The sequence below is a fragment of the Arthrobacter sp. FW306-1B-G06A genome (assembly GCF_058781765.1).
On record NZ_JBYSXB010000004.1, the window covers coordinates 83173 to 100767 of the forward strand.

At 64.6% G+C, this 17595-nt stretch carries 15 protein-coding genes and 1 pseudogene; 10 read left to right on the forward strand and 6 right to left on the reverse strand.

Annotated elements, in window-relative coordinates:
- Positions 1-319: 319 nt before the first annotated feature.
- The 5 genes from AC3WJM_RS03170 to AC3WJM_RS03190 all read left to right on the forward strand — a co-directional run bounded on the left by AC3WJM_RS03170 (position 320) and on the right by AC3WJM_RS03190 (position 5824).
- Entirely contained in the window at positions 320-1798 is a 1479-nt protein-coding gene (locus AC3WJM_RS03170) for a hemolysin family protein (protein WP_492271186.1), read from the forward strand.
- Positions 1795-2865, forward strand: coding sequence for a hemolysin family protein (locus AC3WJM_RS03175; RefSeq protein WP_059387599.1), 1071 nt, complete (start codon positions 1795-1797; stop codon positions 2863-2865). Before AC3WJM_RS03170 ends, AC3WJM_RS03175 begins: the two co-directional genes overlap by 4 nt.
- Positions 2866-2960: 95 nt before the next feature.
- Positions 2961-3953, forward strand: coding sequence for a metal ABC transporter solute-binding protein, Zn/Mn family (locus AC3WJM_RS03180; protein WP_492271187.1), 993 nt, complete (start codon positions 2961-2963; stop codon positions 3951-3953).
- Between the two features lie 119 nt (positions 3954-4072).
- Positions 4073-4906, forward strand: a complete 834-nt coding sequence (locus AC3WJM_RS03185) for a metal ABC transporter ATP-binding protein (RefSeq protein WP_492271188.1) — start codon at positions 4073-4075, stop codon at positions 4904-4906.
- Positions 4907-5824 (forward strand): metal ABC transporter permease, encoded by a 918-nt coding sequence (locus tag AC3WJM_RS03190; protein WP_492271189.1) that lies wholly within the window; start codon positions 4907-4909, stop codon positions 5822-5824.
- On the opposite strand, the gene AC3WJM_RS03195 is transcribed toward AC3WJM_RS03190, so the two are convergent.
- Positions 5821-6303 carry a Fur family transcriptional regulator gene (locus AC3WJM_RS03195; RefSeq protein ID WP_492258878.1) on the reverse strand — a complete coding sequence of 161 codons (483 nt, stop codon included), beginning with the start codon at positions 6301-6303 and terminating at the stop codon, positions 5821-5823. The two genes, AC3WJM_RS03190 and AC3WJM_RS03195, sit on opposite strands and share 4 nt — an antisense overlap.
- A gap of 109 nt (positions 6304-6412) precedes the next feature.
- On the opposite strand from AC3WJM_RS03195, the gene AC3WJM_RS03200 reads away from it, so the two are divergent.
- A complete protein-coding gene (locus AC3WJM_RS03200) occupies positions 6413-7069 on the forward strand; it encodes an MBL fold metallo-hydrolase (RefSeq protein ID WP_492271190.1) in 657 nt (218 codons plus the stop codon).
- A gap of 15 nt (positions 7070-7084) precedes the next feature.
- On the opposite strand, the gene cds1 is transcribed toward AC3WJM_RS03200, so the two are convergent.
- Positions 7085-8173, reverse strand: coding sequence for an L-cysteine desulfhydrase Cds1 (cds1, locus tag AC3WJM_RS03205; RefSeq protein ID WP_306960956.1), 1089 nt, complete (start codon positions 8171-8173; stop codon positions 7085-7087).
- A 115-nt stretch (positions 8174-8288) separates the two neighbouring features.
- Here cds1 and AC3WJM_RS03210 point away from each other — a divergent pair, with 115 nt between their 5' ends.
- The 3 genes from AC3WJM_RS03210 to AC3WJM_RS03220 all read left to right on the forward strand — a co-directional run bounded on the left by AC3WJM_RS03210 (position 8289) and on the right by AC3WJM_RS03220 (position 10828).
- Positions 8289-9143 (forward strand): sulfurtransferase, encoded by an 855-nt coding sequence (locus AC3WJM_RS03210; RefSeq protein ID WP_306960954.1) that lies wholly within the window; start codon positions 8289-8291, stop codon positions 9141-9143.
- A 78-nt stretch (positions 9144-9221) separates the two neighbouring features.
- Positions 9222-10403, forward strand: a complete 1182-nt coding sequence (locus AC3WJM_RS03215) for an NAD(P)-dependent alcohol dehydrogenase (RefSeq protein WP_492271191.1) — start codon at positions 9222-9224, stop codon at positions 10401-10403.
- Positions 10400-10828 carry an HIT family protein gene (locus AC3WJM_RS03220; RefSeq protein ID WP_306960950.1) on the forward strand — a complete coding sequence of 143 codons (429 nt, stop codon included), beginning with the start codon at positions 10400-10402 and terminating at the stop codon, positions 10826-10828. The genes AC3WJM_RS03215 and AC3WJM_RS03220 overlap by 4 nt, the downstream gene beginning before the upstream one ends.
- A 167-nt stretch (positions 10829-10995) precedes the next feature.
- Here the strand turns inward: AC3WJM_RS03220 and hrpA are convergent, their stop codons facing one another.
- The 3 genes and pseudogenes from hrpA to AC3WJM_RS03235 all read right to left on the reverse strand — a co-directional run bounded on the left by hrpA (position 10996) and on the right by AC3WJM_RS03235 (position 16222).
- The gene (gene hrpA / locus AC3WJM_RS03225; protein WP_492271192.1) at positions 10996-14997 is read right to left on the reverse strand and encodes an ATP-dependent RNA helicase HrpA; all 4002 of its coding nucleotides are present in this window, start codon (positions 14995-14997) and stop codon (positions 10996-10998) included.
- Positions 14998-15010: 13 nt separating this feature from the next.
- Positions 15011-15997: pseudogene (locus AC3WJM_RS03230) on the reverse strand (helix-turn-helix transcriptional regulator).
- 60 nt (positions 15998-16057) lie between these two features.
- Positions 16058-16222: a hypothetical protein gene (locus AC3WJM_RS03235; protein ID WP_172465477.1), complete on the reverse strand. Its 165-nt coding sequence runs from the start codon at positions 16220-16222 to the stop codon at positions 16058-16060.
- Between the two features lie 80 nt (positions 16223-16302).
- Here AC3WJM_RS03235 and AC3WJM_RS03240 point away from each other — a divergent pair, with 80 nt between their 5' ends.
- Positions 16303-17271, forward strand: a complete 969-nt coding sequence (locus AC3WJM_RS03240) for a GlxA family transcriptional regulator (RefSeq protein WP_492271193.1) — start codon at positions 16303-16305, stop codon at positions 17269-17271.
- On the opposite strand, the gene AC3WJM_RS03245 is transcribed toward AC3WJM_RS03240, so the two are convergent.
- Positions 17268-17591 carry a protealysin inhibitor emfourin gene (locus AC3WJM_RS03245; protein ID WP_306960941.1) on the reverse strand — a complete coding sequence of 108 codons (324 nt, stop codon included), beginning with the start codon at positions 17589-17591 and terminating at the stop codon, positions 17268-17270. The two genes, AC3WJM_RS03240 and AC3WJM_RS03245, sit on opposite strands and share 4 nt — an antisense overlap.
- Between the last annotated feature and the right edge of the window lie 4 nt (positions 17592-17595).

Here is a 17595-nt window from a genome sequence, read left to right on the forward strand (position 1 = left end):
TTGCTGCGTCGCAGAGCCCGGCTTAGGCCGGTGAAGTCGCGTGAAGCTGCGTCTCGGCCGGACTGTAGACTTGAATTCTTATGGACAGTAATTCTAGGTGCCGGCCTGGGAGCTGCAGGGGAAGCCGTTCGGCAATCTCCGCGCAGCGCACCCGCCGAGCCGGCAATACCCGTACACATGCCCATCGCACTCCGGATCTCCTGGCCGGCCGGTCGGCGGATCGCTCATCCGCTGCGTCCGACCAACCCCCGCCGGGCCAACCAGCCTGTAGCCCTCCTGGTGCCCTGCTCCTGCCCTCCGCACGATCCGGCGGCCTCTAATGGAGTGGCTTTTCCTTCTCGCCGGCGTGCTCCTGATTCTGGGCACCGGCTTCTTCGTAGCCGTCGAGTTCTCACTCGTGGCACTCGACCAGTCAACGGTCCAAAGAGCGGTCGACGGCGGCGACCACGCCGCCGAGGCGTTGCTCAGATGCCTCAGATCCCTTTCTACCCAGCTCTCGAGCTGCCAATTGGGGATCACCCTCACCACCTTGCTGACCGGCTTCGTCATGGAGCCATCGGTCGGCTCCCTCTTGCACGGACCGCTTCTTTGGGCCGGGCTGCCTGAGGCTGCTGCCCAGTCCTTGTCGCTCATCCTGGCCATGGCCTTCGCTACCGGCTTGTCGATGCTGATCGGCGAACTCGTTCCCAAGAACATGGCCCTGGCCTTGGCATTTCCGCTCGGCCGGGCGCTGGCCCGCCCGCAACTGATGTTCACGGCCGTGTTCAAGCCCGCAATCATTGTGCTCAATGGCTTCTCGAACAAGGTGCTCAACCTTGTGGGACTCGAGGCCAAGGAGGAGATCTCTGGCGCGCGCTCGCCTTCTGAACTGGCCTCCCTGGTGCGCCGTTCGGCAGAGCTGGGAACCCTCGACGCCGGGACGGCCAACTTTGTTGCCCGGACCCTGAATTTCTCGGCGCGTACGGCGGCCGACGTCATGACCCCGCGCATCCGCATGGAAACCATCGACGCCGACCAGCCCGTGTCGGACATCATCGAAGCGGCCCGGCGGACCGGGTATTCGCGCTTCCCGGTCATCGGCGAATCGGCCGATGACATCCGGGGCGTGGTGCACATCAAGAAAGCCGTGTCAGTCCCGTCGGAACGCCGGAGCCGGCTGGAGGCCGGAGCCATCATGTCCGAAGTCCTGAGCGTTCCCGAGACCATCCATCTTGACGCCCTGCTTTTGGAACTCCGCGAGGGCAACCTGCAACTCGCCGTCGTGCTTGACGAGTACGGCGGAACTGCGGGGATCGCCACCCTTGAGGACCTGGTGGAGGAAATCGTCGGCGAGGTGGCGGATGAGCACGACAGGGTCCGGCCCGGATTGCTGCAGAGCGCCTCGGGGGATTGGTATTTTCCCGGACTATTGCGTCCGGACGAGGTCAGTGAACAGATCCCGGGCCTCACGGTTCCCGACGACCCCGCCTACGAAACCGTGGGTGGCTACGTCATGAGCCAACTTGGCCGGATCGCGATGGTCGGCGACGTCGTCGAGGCCGGCGGCGGCACGCTGGCCGTCACCCGGATGGACGGCCGCCGGATCGACCGCATATGTTTCCACCCCACGGCGCCCGACACTGACGGTGACGCCGACGACGAAGGCACCGGCGAAATTGGCACAGCGGAGAGCGATTCGGGCGGATGGCAAAGCAGGAAGCAGGCCAGCAAGCGGTTGAGCAAGGGGTCCGGCGGTTCTGCAGGCGATGCGGTTGGCAACCCTGTGGCCAAAACCAGCCGTAAAGGACGTGCCGCATGAGCGACTGGGCAGGAATCCTGTGGCTCGTGGTGCTGTTGATCGGCAACGCCTTCTTTGTCGGCGCCGAGTTTGCCGTAATGTCTGCGCGCCGCAGCCAGATCGAGCCTTTGGCCCAACGCGGGTCAAAGCGCGCGCAGACCACCCTGTATGCGATGGAACACGTCTCGCTGATGCTGGCGTGTGCCCAGCTTGGCATCACGGTGTGTTCTTTGCTGATTCTCCTCGTGGCGGAGCCTGCCATCCACCATTTGCTGGGGGCGCCGCTGGAGTCCGTGGGCGTCCCGGTTGAATTGGCGGACGTCATCGCGTTTGCGGTTGCCTTGCTCGCGGTCACCTTCCTGCATGTCACCTTTGGCGAGATGGTCCCCAAGAACATCTCTGTTTCGGTCGCAGACAAGGCGGCTTTGCTTCTGGCGCCGCCGTTGGTCCACGTGGCCCGCTTCGTGAAGCCCGTCATCTGGACGCTGAACTGGCTGGCCAACCGCATCCTTCGCTTGATGAAGATCGAGCCCAAGGACGAGGTGACCTCCTCCTTTACCCTCGAGGAAGTGCAGTCCATCGTGCAGGAATCGACCCGTCACGGGCTGGTGGACGACGACGCCGGCCTGCTGAGCGGCGCTTTGGAGTTTTCCGAGCACACCGCTGCGCACATCATGGTGCCGCTGGACAAACTCGTCACGCTCAAGCCTGGCTCGACGCCGCGGCAACTCGAGAAAGCGGTCAGCCGCACCGGTTTCTCACGCTTCCCCGTGTTGGACGACGACGGTGAGCTGACCGGTTACCTTCACATCAAGGATGTGCTTTCCATTCCCGAGGAAGGGCGCCGCTATCCGATCGCGGAAAGCCGGATCCGGTCCCTCGTGAACCTCGCACCGGAGGACGAGATTGAAGATGCGATGGCCGTGATGCAGCGGACCGGCTCGCACCTGGGTCGCGTGGTGGGGACGGGCGGTGCGACTCTGGGGGTGTTGTTCCTGGAAGACGTCATCGAACAGCTTGTGGGCGAGATCCGCGACGCCACCCAGGCCAGGGGAATCCGACGGCTGGGCGGAACGGAATCAGCGTAACCTCCTGCTGGCCTCCAACGGGGCCGGCAGGAGCCGCCCAAAATTCTAAATAGGAATCATTCCCATTTGCGGGTACACTTATGGAGTCCCCTGTTGTGCTTGATTCGGTAGATCCGAGGTTTTCCGTGCGTCGTGCCGCCGCCCGCCTTTCCCTTGCCGCCCGCCTTTCGCTTGCCGCTTCCGCGGGCCTGGCAGTCCTGCTTTCCGCATGCGCGGCACCCGCCGCGACGGCGCCGTCGTCGTCCTCCGGGGTGATCGACGTGGTGGCCTCCACCAGCGTGTACGGCGACATCGCCAAGAGCGTCGGCGGTGACAAAGTGTCAGTCGCCTCCATCATCAGCAAGACCAGCCAGGATCCGCACTCCTACGAGGCAAGCACCCAGGACAAGCTGGCCGTCTCCAAGGCCCAATTGTTGATCGACAACGGCGCGGGCTACGACGACTTCTTCAGCAAGCTGGCCGATGACACCAAGGTCGCGGCGGACAAGACCCTTACCGCCGTCAACGTCTCCGGGCTCCTTCCCGCGGCCACGGCCGGCACATCTCCCTCAGCGGTGCCGGAAGGGTTCAACGAGCACGTCTGGTACAACTTCGACGCGATGGCGAAAGTGGCCGATGCTATCGCTGCGAAGCTCGGAAGCCTGAACCCCGCCGATGCCAAGACCTTCACCGCCAATGCAGACAAGTTCAAGTCCTCGCTGACCGGCCTCAGCGCCAAAGTCGCAACGATCAAGGCTTCCAAGGGTTCCGCTCCGGTAGCGGTTACAGAGCCCGTACCGGGGTATTTGCTTGAGGCTGCGGGCTTGGAGAACAAGACGCCCGAGGAATTCAGCCATGCCATTGAGGTCGGCTCGGACGTTCCGCCGGCAGCAGTCAAGGAAGCGAGCGATCTGATTGCCTCGAAGTCGGTTCGCTTCCTCGCGTACAACGAGCAGACCGCCAGTGCTGAGACGGAAAAGCTGAAGGCCGCGGCAACTGCTGCCGGCGTCCCGGTGATCGGTTTTACCGAGACACTTCCCGAGGGCAAGGACTACGTTGCCTGGATGACGGACAATGTGGGCAACGTTGCTGCTGCCCTGAACAAGTAAAGGCCTATGCAGATACGAACAGACGGGCCCCGCAATCGTCCTAAGATATACAGGGCGGCTGCGGGGCCCTCCCTGTTCATCCAAGTGCAGGCCGGCAGCGACATCTCTTCGCGAACCCCATGGATCGAGGATTCTTTTTGACACCGGTAGTGAGCCTTCGTGGCGCGGGCCTCCAGTTTGGCCAACGGGCCCTCTGGAAGGACCTCGACGTGGACATCCGGGCGGGTGAGTTCTTCGCTGTGCTCGGCCCCAACGGCAGCGGCAAGACCAGCTTCCTCAAAGTCCTCCTCGGTTTGCAGCAGCTTCACTCGGGGACGGTGACCGTGGCCGGACAGGCCGTGGAACGTGGCAGCCGGAAAATCGGCTATATCCCGCAGCAGAAGTCCTTTGCGCCGGATACGCCCTTGCGCGCCAGGGACCTCGTGGCCCTCGGCGTCGACGGCCACCGTTGGGGCCTGCGGATCAAGGCCAAGGCCGTCAATGAGCGCGTCGACGCCCTCCTGGACTTGGTGGGGGCGAGTGACTACGCCCGCGTACCGCTTGGCCAATTGTCCGGTGGCGAGCAACAGAGGCTCCGGGTTGCACAAGCCCTTGCCGCGGAGCCTGAACTCCTGCTCTGCGACGAACCGCTGCTGTCTTTGGACCTGCACCACCAGCAGGCCGTAAGTGCCCTCATCAACCAGCAATGCCACGAGCGGAACAGCGCCGTGGTGTTCGTGACGCACGAGATCAACCCGGTCATCGACTACGTAGACCGCGTCCTCTACCTTGCCGGCGGCAGGTTCCGCGTGGGAACACCGGAAGAGGTCATGACCACCGAGGTCCTGTCCGAGCTGTACAACAGCCGCGTTGAGGTCATCCGCGCGAACGGCAGGATCGTCGTCGTCGGCCTTCCGGACGCGACGACGCATTACCACGATGACGCCCACGCCGGTGTGGAGGAAGGTCACTAAATGGATCTCGGAAGCATCCTGCACACCATCTTCAACTTTGAAAACTATGGCGAACTGCTGGCCCTGGTCCAGAATTCCATCTGGGCCGGTGCGGTCCTTGGCCTGCTCGGCGGGCTCATAGGCACTTTTGTCATGAAGCGGGACCTCGCCTTCGCGGTGCACGGCATTTCGGAGTTGTCCTTCGCCGGTGCCTCCTTTGCCCTGCTTATCGGGGCGGACATCATTTTCGGTTCGCTCGCGGGATCCGTTGCGGCTGCGCTGCTTCTGGGACTCATGGGCGTCCGGGCGCGGGACAAGAACTCGATCATTGGCGTCATCATGCCGTTCGGGCTAGGCCTGGGCATCTTGTTCCTGGCCCTCTACCAAGGCCGGGCGGCCAACAAGTTCGGGCTACTGACCGGCCAGATCGTCTCAGTGGACACTGTCCAGCTCCAGGTCCTGGCAGGCACGGCCGTGGTGGTCATGCTCGCGCTGGCCGCAATATGGCGCCCACTCAGCTTTGCGAGCGTGGACCCTGAGATGGCGGAAGCCAGGGGAGTTCCTGTCCGTGGTCTGGCGATTGCCTTCATGGTGCTGCTCGGCGTCAGCGTTGCCTTGTCCATCCAGATAGTCGGCGCGCTTCTGGTGCTGGCCTTGCTGATCACGCCCGCTGCCGCTGCCCTGCGGGTCACCACTTCGCCGCGGCTCGTGGTCTTGTTGAGCGTGGTCTTTGCGATCACGGCCACTGTGGGCGGCATCCTCCTGGCGCTCGGCAGCAGGATTCCCATCAGCCCGTATGTCACCACGTTGTCGTTCCTGATCTATGCGGTGTGCCGGGTCATCGGCAACGTGCGCGCCAAACGGGGGATCAACGGCCGGATCGTCCGTCCCCACGCTGCCGTGGGCCAGGCAGTGGAAGACCAGGCGGTAGCCGGCTAGAGCAGGCCCGCGGCCTTCTTGGCAGTGCACTCGGGGCAGAGCCCGAAAATCTCCACCGTGTGCGCCACTTCGGTGTAGCCGTTCTCGGCAGCCACCCGGGCTGCCCACGTCTCCACCGCCGGAGCTTCCACTTCGACGGCCTTGCCGCAATTGCGGCACAGCAAATGGTGGTGATGGCCTGTGACCGCGCAGCGGCGGTAGACGGCTTCGCCATCGGCATTTCTCAGGACATCGATCAGGCCGTCGTCGGCAAGTGACTGCAGGATGCGGTAGGCCGTGGCCAGGGACACCGAGACGCCTTGGTTCTGGAGGAGCCGGTACAGTTCCTGGGTGCTCACGAAATCGTCGAGTTCGTCCAGGGCGGCGCTGACGGCCAGGCGTTGCTTGGTGACGCGCTGCTCTTTGACGGCGGGATCCTTGGCGGCCGGAAGCGGCTCGGCTGAGGGCCCGGACGTGGCGGCATGGGCGCCCTGTGACATTCGTGGACTCATTTCGATGTGGATGTTCGCAAACACCAACGTTACCAGCCGGCCACGCTTGGACGCCGGTTCGTGGACACCATCGGAGGCCCGCCCCTAGGCTGGCTCCATGAAGCTCACCAAGTTCACCCACGCTTGTGTCCGCCTGCAAAAGGACAGCCAGGTCCTTGTGATCGACCCCGGGACTTTTTCCGAGTCCGAGGAAGCCCTTGCGGGCGCCCACGCGGTGCTGATCACCCATGAGCACGCCGACCACGTGGACGTGGACGCCGTCGTCGGAGCCCTCAAGGGAAACCCAGGGCTGCAGGTGCACGCACCCTCCGGTGTCGCGTCCCAACTTGCCGAGAAGGCGGGCGACGACGGCGAGCGTGTACACGCCGTCGAACCCGGCACCTCTTTTGAAACCGGGGGCTTCGCGATCCGTTCCTTCGGAGGGCAGCATGCCCTCATCCACCCGCAGATTCCGGTGGTGGCCAACATCGGCTACCTCGTGGACGAAAATGTCTTCCACCCCGGGGACTCATTCGTCGTCCCCGATGGCATCGACGTGCAAACCCTGCTGGTGCCCATCCACGCGCCGTGGTCAAAGGTGGGCGAAGTGGTTGACTTCGTGATCGCGGTCCGCGCACCCCAGGCCTACCCGGTCCACGATGGCCTGCTCAATGAACTCGGACGCGGTTTGGTGGAAGGCCACGTAACCCGGATCGGTGCGAAGTACGGTACCCGCTATGCGAGGTTGTCGCCGCTCGAGTCCGTGGAGGTCTAGCTCAGTCTGCGCCGCCTACATGCTGCCTGGCCACGTACCCGTCTCGAAGAAGTCGGCCAGTACGGCCTCGTATGGGGCGGGATCCAGGCCGCGCTCAGCGAGCCAGTCCGGATTGTAGTAGCTGCCCGCGTAGCGATCACCGGCGTCGCACATGAGTGACACGATGCTGCCGCGCTTTCCCTGGGCCACCATCTCGGCAATCAGTTGGCAAACACCCCACAGGTTGGTTCCCGTGGAGGGCCCGGCGTGCAGCCCGGCCAGCCTGCGCAGGTGCCGCATGGCGGCCACAGAAGCGGCATCGGGGACCTGGATCATGGTGTCGATGACGTCCGGGACGAAGCTGGGTTCCATGCGCGGCCGTCCGATGCCTTCGATCCTGGATGGCATTCCCGTCGAGTAGTCCGAGACGCCGTCGCGCCAGCCGGGGTAGAACGCGGAATTTTCAGGATCGACCACGGCCAGCCGCGTTGAGTGGCAGTGGTACCGCAGGTACCGGCCGATCGTGGCGCTGGTGCCGCCGGTGCCGGCGCCCACCACGATCCACTCGGGCACCGGATGTTCTTCGAGGGCGAGTTGCTCGAAAATCGATTCCGCAATGTTGTTGTTGCCGCGCCAGTCGGTGGCGCGCTCAGCAAAGGTGAATTGGTCCATGTAGTAACCGCCGGACGTCCGGGCAACCTCCTCGGCCATTGCGTAGACCTCAGAGGCGTGATCCACGAGGAGGCAGGCGCCGCCGAACTCTTCGATGAGGGCGATCTTTTCCGGGCTGGTGGTCCGGGTCATCACGGCGATGAACGGAAGTCCGATCAGCCTGGCGAAGTACGCCTCGGACACGGCGGTACTCCCGCTGGAAGCCTCCACGATGGTGGTCCCTTCCGTGATCCATCCATTGACCAGGCCGTAGAGGAAAAGCGAGCGGGCCAAGCGATGCTTGAGGCTGCCCGAACGGTGCGTGGACTCGTCCTTGAGGTAGAGCTGGACACCCCAGTGTTCGGGGAGCGGCACTGCGTAGAGGTGCGTATCCGCCGAGCGGTTGTTCTCGGCTTCGATTCGTCGGATTGCCTCGCTGGCCCATGCCCGGTCCTGGTTGCGTAGAGTGCTCACCGATCCAGCCTACCGGCGGAGGCTGCCGCCCAAGGATAGGCTGGTAGCCGGTCGGCAGCTGCACGGCGGCAGCGTCGCAATCGTTTGGTAGACACAGCAAAACAAAGGAGATTTGATGGCCACGATCATTGACGCAGCCGCACTCAAGGACCGCATGGATGCGGGCAAGCGGACTGTGTTGCTCGACGTCCGGTGGGTGTTGGGCGATCCGCACGGCCATTCGCACTTCCGCCAAGCCCACATTCCTGGCGCGGTCTATGTGGACCTCCATCACGAACTCGCCGATCCCACGGCCGAGGGCCAGGGGAGGCATCCGTTGCCGTCCACCGCTGCTTTGCAGCGGAGCGCCCGTGCCTGGGGGATCAACGACGGCGATACCGTGGTTGCCTACGACGACAGCGGCAGCACTGCCGCGGCACGGTTGTGGTGGCTGCTGCGGGACGCCGGTTTCCATTCCGTCTTCCTGCTCGACGGTGGACTGGGTGCCTGGCGCGCCGCAGGCCACCCGCTGGCGCAGGACGAGCAACCGCCGGTTCCGGGCGACGTCGTGCTTGGACACGGCCACATGGATGCCATCAGCATGGAGGACGCGGCTGACTGGCACAGCCGTGGAATCCTTCTCGATGCCCGGGCGGGGGAGCGCTACCGGGGCGAAATCGAACCCATTGATCCCCGCGCGGGACACATTCCCGGCGCGCTGAGCGCCCCCACCAGCGGAAACCTCGGACCGGACGGCACGTTCCTCCGCGCAGCGCAGCTCCGCAATAGATTTGCTGCCCTGGGCATCGACGAAGGCAGCAAGGTAGCGGTTTATTGCGGCTCCGGGGTGACGGCAGCCCACGAAATCGCCGCCCTCGAAATCGCCGGATTCAGGGCAGCCCTCTTCCCGGGCTCCTTTTCGCAATGGTCCTCGCTCGACGCCAACCCGGTTGTCACCGGTGCAGCGCCGCTAGGCACTCCGGGCCCATGAGTCATGGGTCCGGTGACGCCGGAGGGGTACGGCAGCGCGGAGTGGCAGAAAAACCGCACGCAGGGGTAGCGTCGAGGCATGACTCCCGGACGCCCCGTTCCTCCGCCCCTTGGCAAGCCTCTCGTCGTGAGTGACGAGACCGCGGAGGCCAGCCCCGCTCCACCCGTGGCCGCGAAAGGCATGCCGACCCTGGCGGCCGCATACGGCGCCACTTCCGCGGAAAGCGGTCTTGTCCCGCTGACAGTGGCCCGCCGCGTTCCCAAGGAAGACGACGTCGAAATCGAGATCGACTTCTGCGGTCTTTGCCACTCCGATGTCCACGCGACGCGGGGCGAATGGGGTGCCCAGAGCTATCCGCTCGTCCCAGGCCACGAAATCGTGGGCCGGGTCCGTCGGGTGGGCTCCGCCGTCGACGACTTCGTGCCCGGAGACCTGGTGGGCGTCGGTTGCTTGGTGGACTCCTGCCGCGAGTGCGATAGCTGCCTCGAAGGCTTGGAGCAGTATTGCGAACGCGGAAACGTCGGCACCTATGGGGTGAAGGATTCCCGGAACGGCGGCGCCATCACCCAAGGCGGTTACTCCACTTCCGTGGTGGTTGACCGCCGCTTCGTGTTGCGCGTTCCCGAGGGCCTTGACCCGGCCGCGGCGGCGCCCTTGCTGTGCGCGGGCATCACCACCTACTCGCCGCTTCGCTACTTCGACGTCGAGGAGGGGGACGTGGTGGGCGTCGTCGGACTTGGCGGACTCGGCCACATGGCGGTCAAGATCGCGAAGGCCATGGGGGCGCAGGTGGTGGTCTTCACCACCTCGGATGCCAAGGTCGAGGCGGCAATAGAGCTCGGTGCGGACGACGTGATCCTCTCGAAGGACCCCGAAGCCATGGAAGGCGCCGACCGCACTATCGACGTCATTATCGACACCGTCGCGGCGCCCCATGACCTGAACCCGTACTTCCGGACCTTGCGGCTGAACGGCGCCCTCTTCCAGTTGGGGCTGCCTCCCACCGACATGCCTCCGGTCAGTCCTGGCGCGCTGATCCGGCGGCGGCTCTCCTATGCAGGCTCGTTGATCGGCGGCATTGCCGAGACCCAGGAAATGCTGGATTTCTGCGCTGAGCACGGCGTCGTCAGCGAAGTCGAAGTGGTCACCGCCCGGCAACTCAATGAAGCCTACGACCGCATGGTTGCCGGCGACGTCAAATACCGTTTCGTCCTCGATACCAAGACCCTTCAGCCCCCTTCGGAAAAGGCAGACGTATGAGCACCCTCTTCACCAAGATCATCAACGGCGAGATTCCCGGACGTTTTGTCTGGAAGGACGACGACGTGGTGGCTTTCCTGACCATCGCCCCGCTGACCGATGGCCACACCCTCGTGGTGCCGCGCGAAGAGGTGGACCGCTGGACCGACGTCCCTCCCGAGCTCCTCAACAAAGTCATGTCGGTCGCGCAGACAATCGGCAAGGCACAAGTGGAGGCGTTTGGCGCACCACGGGCGGGGCTGTCCGTGGTGGGCTTCGAAGTGGAGCACTTCCACGTGCACGTCTTCCCGGCAACGTCCCTGGCCGATTTCGACTTCGGAACCGTGGAGCACAACCCGGACCCTGCCCGGCTCGACGCGAATGCGGCAAAACTCCGCGCCGGGCTCGTCGCCGCCGGACACGGCGAGTACGTTCCAGCAGATTGAGTTGGGGCAACGCTCGCTCACCTTTGGTGGTGTTTTCCCAAACGCTCGCTCACCTTTGGCAAGGCAATGCCATATAGGTGAGCGGGCGTCTTGGGATTTGGCCATATAGGTGAGCGGGCGTCTTGGGATTTGGCCATATAGGTGAGCGGGCGTTGGTACCGCCCCGGCTACGCGGGGGCCAGCGCCTGGTTGAGAACCGCGCGGATGCGCTTTTCCGAGACCGAGTAGGCCGTGCCGAGTTCGACGGCGAAGAGGCTCACGCGCAGCTCCTCGATCATCCAGCGCACCCGTGTTAATTCAGCTCCTGCCCGTCGGCCCGGCAGCAGCGCGGAGACAGCGTCGTCGTAGTCGTCCTCCAACGCCTGAACAACGGACATATTCAGCCCGTCACGCTGGACATTGTTCGGGAGCTTTTCGAGGCGCTTCTCGATTGCGGCCAAATACCGCGGCAGCTGGCTCAGTTGGGCGTAGCCCGTCCGTGCCACAAAACCGGGGAACACGAGTTGCTCCAGTTGGCTCTTCATGTCGTTGAGCGCGCTGATCAAGGCGAGGCTCGTGCTGCCCTTGAGTTGCTTCTCGATCCGCCGTGTGCTGCCCAAGATGCGTTCGACGACGGCGGTCACCGTGAAGACGGTGTCGATCAGTTCCGCCCGGACCAGCTCGTACAGGGCGTCGAATGCCTCCTTTTCCCACGGAAGTTCGGCCGGAGTCAGCTTGTCGATGGCCGCGAGGACGCAGTCGGCAATCAAGGCACTTACCGAACCATGGGGATTCTGGCTGAACGTCAACTTCTCCGTGTTGTTCAAGTGTTCCAGGACGTAGCGGTCCGGGGCGGGAACCCGCAGCGCGAGCAGCCGGATAACGCCGCCGCGCATTGCCGGCTCCTGCTCCGCCCGGGTCTGGAACACCCGCAACGCAACGGATGTGCCCTCATCCACGAGAGCGGGAAAACCCGTGACATCGTGCCCCTTCACTGTGCGCGTCACCTGGCGTTCGATAGCTCCGAAAGTCCACGCGGTGAGCCCGGTTTGCTCTGAGAGGAAACCGGCGGCCTGCGGGGTCGAGCCGCCGCTGCCGTTTCCACTGGGGGATCCGGCACCGCCGGCATGTGCAGCGCCCTTCGGACCTTTGGTGCGCGCCGTCGTCGCGGGTGTTGCGCCGAGGGATTCGGCGATGGCACGGCGGGTAGCCGGAGCCAGCTGCTCCTGGAGAGCGGCCAGGTCCTTGCCTTCGTCGAGCACCTTGCCGCGGCTGTCCACTACCTTGAAGCTGACGCGCAGGTGCGCCGGAACGGCGTCCCAATTCCACGATCCCGGAGGAACGATGTGTCCCCGGATACGGCGCAGCACCAGCTCAAGTGAGGCCTCAAGATCGTCCGAGGCGGGAGCGAAGTCGGTTTCCAAAGCAGCAGCCGCTTGCCGGGCAACATCCGGGGCAGGCACGAAGTTCTTGCGGATGTGTTTGGGCAGCGACTTGATCAAGGCGGTGACGAGCTCCACCCGCTGGCCCGGTATCTGCCAGCGGAAAGGGGCGTCGTCGAGCTGATTAAGGAACAGCACGGGGACCTCGGCTGTGACACCATCCGACGGATTGGGCGGCGAGCCGGGAGCCACTGGATGGAACTCGTAGCTCAGGGGCAGCTCAAAGCCCTTATGCAGCCAGGTTTTCGGGTAGGCGGAATCATCCAGGGCTTCCGCGTCCTCGCTGATGAGCAGCGATTGGTCGAAGTCCAGCAACGTGGGGTCCTGCTGGCGGGCTTCCTTCCACCATTTGTCGAAGTGGCGTTCAGAGACCACGTCCTTGCCGATTCTGGCGTCGTAGAACTCGAAGAGCGTGTGGTCGTCCACGAGGATGTCCCGGCGGCGCATCCGCGTCTCGAGCTCCTCGATTTCGTGGAGCAAGGCGCGGTTGCGGTGGAAGAACTTGTGGTGGGTTTTCCAGTCGCCTTCGACGAGGGCATGCCGGATGAAGAGTTCGCGGCAGAGCTCGGGGTCGATCCTGCCGTAGTTGATGCGGCGGTTCGGGATGATGGGAACTCCGTAGAGCATCACCTTCTCGTGGGCCATAACCGAGCCCGTCCGGGTGGACCAGTGGGGTTCGCTGTAGGAGCGCTTTACGAGATCCGGTGCAACCTGCTCCGCCCACAAGGGATCGAACTTCGCCGCGACCCGGGCCCAGAGCCGGCTTGTTTCAACCAATTCCGCGGCCATAACGAAGGCGGGCGACTTCTTGAACAACGCCGAGCCCGGGAAGATGGCGAAACGGCTGCCGCGTGCTCCGGCGTATTCGCGCTTGCGTTCATCCAGCATGCCGATGTGGCTCAGCAGTCCGGAGAGCAAGCTGATGTGGATTCCCTCGTTGTTGCCTACGGGGTCGGCCTCGCGCTTGTTGTCGATGGTGATGCCCAGCGGCTTGGCGAGCTGGCGCAATTGCTGGAAGAGGTCCTGCCATTCGCGGACGCGCAGGTAGTTGATGAACTCGTTCCTGCACAGCCGGCGGAACTGCGTGGAGGAGAGCTCCTGCTGCTTTTCCTGGATGTAGTTCCACAGGTTCAGGAATCCGGTGAAGTCCGAGTTCTCATCCCTGAAGCGTGCGTGCTTCTCGGCGGCAAGCTGCTGCTTGTCCGTCGGACGCTCGCGCGGATCCTGGATCGTCAAGGCCGCCGCCAGGATCATGACTTCCTTGACGCAGCCGCGCTTTCCGGCCTCGACAATCATCCTGCCGAGCCGGGGGTCCACCGGGAGCTGGGCCAACTTCTGCCCGACGGCGGTCAGGCCGCCGCGGTTGTCGGTGCCGCCCCCGCGCGCGCTGCGGCCGTCGACGGGTGGGGGAGCGCCGCCGTCGCCCGTGCGGGCCGCGCTCAAGGCGCCGAGTTCGCGCAACAGCGTGACGCCGTCGTTGATGGCCCGGGAGTCCGGCGGCTCAACGAAGGGGAAGTTCTCCACGTCCTTGGGGCCGCGGGCAACGCCCATGGCAGTCATCTGCAGGATGACCGCGGCAAGGTTGGTCCTCAGGATCTCCGGATCAGTGAACGGGGGGCGTGACTCGAAGTCCTCCTCGGAATAGAGCCGGATGGCGATACCCTCGGACACGCGCCCGCAACGGCCGGAACGCTGGCTTGCCGATGCCTGCGACACGCGTTCAATCGGCAGCCGTTGCACCTTGGTGCGGTGCGAGTAGCGCGAGATGCGGGCCGTGCCGGTGTCGACGACGTATTTGATGCCGGGAACAGTCAAGGACGTTTCCGCGACGTTGGTAGCAAGGATGATCCGCCGCTTGCCGCCCGGGTTGAAGACCCTGTGCTGCTCCTGCAGGCTCAAGCGGGCGAACAACGGCAGCACCTCGGTGCCCGCCAGCCTGCGGTTGGCCTGGATCCGGCCGTTCAACGCCTCGGCGGCGTCGCGGATCTCGCGCTCGCCGGAGAAGAACACCAGGATGTCTCCGGGAGCCTCAAGCGCGAGCTCGTCGACGGCGTCGCACACGGCATCGAGTGGGTCGCGGTCTTCCTCGAGCTCGTCGTCGGACGCGTCCTCATCCTCGCCGGATGCACCGCCGGCCGGTTGGGACAGCGGCCGGTAGCGGATTTCCACCGGGTAGGTCCGGCCCGAGACCTCGATGATCGGCGCGGGTTCTTCCTCGCTGCCGAAATGCTTCGCGAAACGCTCGGGGTCGATGGTCGCCGAGGTGATGATGACCTTCAGGTCCGGCCTTTGCGGCAGGATCCGCTTGAGGTAGCCCAGGATGAAGTCGATGTTGAGGCTGCGCTCGTGTGCCTCGTCGATGATGATGGCGCTGTACTTACGTAGCAGCTTGTCCCGCTGGATCTCAGCCAGCAGGATGCCGTCGGTCATCAGCTTGATTTTGGTGGCCTTGCTGACTTCGCCGGTGAAACGGACCTGGAAGCCCACTTCCTGCCCGATCTCGACGCCCATCTCGAAGGCGATGCGTTCTGCGACGGTGCGCGCGGCAAGGCGGCGCGGCTGGGTGTGGCCGATCAGGCCCTTGTCGCCGAGGCCGAGTTCCAGGCACATTTTGGGGATCTGCGTGGTCTTGCCGGAACCGGTCTCGCCGGCGATGATGGTCACCTGGTTTGCGGCGATGGCCGCCATCAAGTCCTCGCGGCGCTCGGAGACGGGCAGCTCTGCGGGGTAGGAAATATGAAGTGTCATGGCTGCTGACAGTCTACTGTGGCGGCGCCTCGGCACGCAGTGCGCGCTTTCCCGCGGCCTTTTCCAATCGCCCGGCCATGGTGCGGGCGTACTCCTTGAATTCTTCAGGAGAGATGATCTCAAAGTCCATGTCCAGCGCCGCGAGGTGCGCCGCCGGCTGGGCCAAGCTGTCCCAGCCGGCGCGGAGCAGGGTTGCGCTCCCGCCGTCGTCGCTCAGGCTAGCGAGCTGCGGGCCGACGACGGCGGCCACGTCGCCGATGGGGGCGTGGAGGCGCACGACGACGTCTTAACGGTAAGGCGAGCGGGTCACGGAGCGCTGGACGTAGTCCGCGAGGTCCTCGGCAGGCAGGGGGCGCGGCACATACTTTTTCCGTTCGGCCGGAAGCGTGGCGATGCGATCGGCACGGAACGTGCGCCAGTCTTCCCGGTCCACATCCCATGCGACCACGTACCAGCGCCGCCCGGTGTCGACGAGCCGGTATGGCTCCACCAAACGCCGGCCAGCGTCACCGTCTGCCTTGACATAGTCGAAACTGAGTTGTCGCTTGTCCGCGATCGCCGCGGAGACCACAGTGAGCTGCTGGGGGTCAACCGACGCCGCGTTGCTGGGCAGTGTGGTGACCGCGGCCTTGAGCATCGCGAACTTCGGGCGGAGACGTGAGGGAAGCACCTGCTCGAGCTTGGCAAGGGCGCGGACCGATGCTTCGCCGATACCGGCCACGGGACCCGCCGCCACCGAGTTCAGTCCCAGGGCGACGGCGAGAGCTTCATTGTCGTCAAGGAGCAGCGGCGGGAGCTGGGCCCCGGCGCCCAGTTGGTAGCCGCCGGCTATCCCAGGCGAGGCGTGGATGGGATAGCCGAGGTTCCGGAGCTTGTCGATATCGCGGCGGACGGTGCGCTCCGTGACACCCATCCGCTTGGCCAATGCCGGGCCGGTCCATTCACGCCGGACCTGCAGCAAGGACAGCAATTGCAGGAGCCTTGCGGACGTTTGGATCATGGCACTGAATCTAGCCCACCATGCGGACAAAAGTCGTCCGTGTTGAGGGGCAGGCTGTCCTTAGAACGCGCGCAGTGTCCAGCACGAGTTGTCAGGCAGGTCCCTCGCCGTCCAGGGCTCGGAACGGTCGGGAAGGCGGCCGCGGCCGTCCCGAAGGACCGCTGAGATGGAAGCGGCGGCAGTGATGATGAGGATGATGAAGAGCAAGACTCCGATGAATTCCATGACTCCATCGTGTTCCTCATGCCCCCAAGAAACAGTGGCAGAAATGACCCATTTAGGCAATTTTCTGCCACACTGGATCTATGTTGAAAACGGTGGCAATCATTGTTGTTCCCAACTTCTCGATCTTCGAATTCGGGACCGCCTGCGAGGTCTTTGGCATTGACCGAGCGGACCGGGGGAGTGGCGTTCCCGGCTTTGACTTCAGGGTCTGCACCCCCGTACCGGGAGACGTGAAGATGAAGTCCGGCCTGTCGATGCATGTCGGACTGGGCCTGGAAGCTACGGCCGATGCCGACCTGGTCATCATGGCCCCGTATGGACGGGACGAGGACGTCCCGGAGCCTGTATTGGATGCGCTACGGGCGGCCCACACGCGCGGGGCTTGGGTCTTGTCGATCTGCTCCGGGGCGTACGCGCTTGCCCGTGCGGGCCTCCTTGACGGGCGCCGCTGCACCACGCACTGGCACTATTCACAGGACCTCGCCAGCAGGTACCCGCAGATTCATGTGGACGAAAATGTGCTTTACGTCCAGGACGGAACGATCATCACAAGTGCCGGCACGGCCGCCGGCATTGACGCCTGCCTCCATCTTGTCCGCGTCGAGCTTGGCGCAAACGTTGCTGCCGCCATCGCCCGCGACATGGTGGTTCCGCCGCACCGCGACGGCGGCCAGGCCCAGTTCATCGACCGGCCCATGCCCACGTGCGGCTCTGCGCCCATGGAGGCATTGCTGCGCTGGATGGTGGAAAACCTCGAGCATGACCACAGCGTCAACGAACTGGCTTCCCGGCTGCACATGTCCGCCCGGACCTTCGCCCGCCGGTTCCGGGCCGAAACAGGTGCCACACCGGCGGCGTGGCTCAATTCGCAACGGGTGCTCCGGGCACAGGAGCTCCTGGAAAGCACGGAGTTGAACATCGACGAAATTGCGCGCGAAGCAGGATTCGGACATTCCGTGCTGCTGCGGCACCACTTCGCCAAGGTCCTGGCCACGAGCCCGCAGTCTTACCGGAGGGCTTTCCGCGGCCAGTTGGCGGAAGTTGGCTAGCGGCGGAGGGTCTCGTGGCCTTCTACCTTGGCGTTCTCCACGAGGGTGTGCCATGGCCCGGTGAGCTCGGTCTCCGGGAGCGTGGCACGGTGTTGTCCGGCGCGGATTGAATACATGAACCGGTCGGCTTGCCCGGCAGCTTTCCCGGGTGCCCGGGCGGCCGCCTGTGCGCTGGCGCGACCGCGGGACGGCACTTGGTCCCAAGGGCAGGCCTCCACGATCGGCATCCAGCGCTGCTTATCTTCGGAGGTGGCGGCATCCACGGTCCAGACGCGTGTGATCGCGGCGACGCCACCGCTGCGCTGGACAGTGATTTTCATGTTC

Coding starts and splice junctions, on each gene's coding strand:
- AC3WJM_RS03170 (WP_492271186.1), top strand. CDS start 320: ATGGAGTGGCTTTTCCTTCTCGCCGGCGTGCTCCTGATTCTGGGCACC.
- AC3WJM_RS03175 (WP_059387599.1), top strand. CDS start 1,795: ATGAGCGACTGGGCAGGAATCCTGTGGCTCGTGGTGCTGTTGATCGGC.
- AC3WJM_RS03185 (WP_492271188.1), top strand. CDS start 4,073: ATGGATCGAGGATTCTTTTTGACACCGGTAGTGAGCCTTCGTGGCGCG.
- AC3WJM_RS03190 (WP_492271189.1), top strand. CDS start 4,907: ATGGATCTCGGAAGCATCCTGCACACCATCTTCAACTTTGAAAACTAT.
- AC3WJM_RS03195 (WP_492258878.1), bottom strand. CDS start 6,303: ATGTCACAGGGCGCCCATGCCGCCACGTCCGGGCCCTCAGCCGAGCCG.
- AC3WJM_RS03200 (WP_492271190.1), top strand. CDS start 6,413: ATGAAGCTCACCAAGTTCACCCACGCTTGTGTCCGCCTGCAAAAGGAC.
- AC3WJM_RS03210 (WP_306960954.1), top strand. CDS start 8,289: ATGGCCACGATCATTGACGCAGCCGCACTCAAGGACCGCATGGATGCG.
- AC3WJM_RS03215 (WP_492271191.1), top strand. CDS start 9,222: ATGACTCCCGGACGCCCCGTTCCTCCGCCCCTTGGCAAGCCTCTCGTC.
- AC3WJM_RS03220 (WP_306960950.1), top strand. CDS start 10,400: ATGAGCACCCTCTTCACCAAGATCATCAACGGCGAGATTCCCGGACGT.
- hrpA (WP_492271192.1), bottom strand. CDS start 14,997: ATGACACTTCATATTTCCTACCCCGCAGAGCTGCCCGTCTCCGAGCGC.
- AC3WJM_RS03235 (WP_172465477.1), bottom strand. CDS start 16,222: ATGGAATTCATCGGAGTCTTGCTCTTCATCATCCTCATCATCACTGCC.
- AC3WJM_RS03240 (WP_492271193.1), top strand. CDS start 16,303: ATGTTGAAAACGGTGGCAATCATTGTTGTTCCCAACTTCTCGATCTTC.
- AC3WJM_RS03245 (WP_306960941.1), bottom strand. CDS start 17,591: ATGAAAATCACTGTCCAGCGCAGCGGTGGCGTCGCCGCGATCACACGC.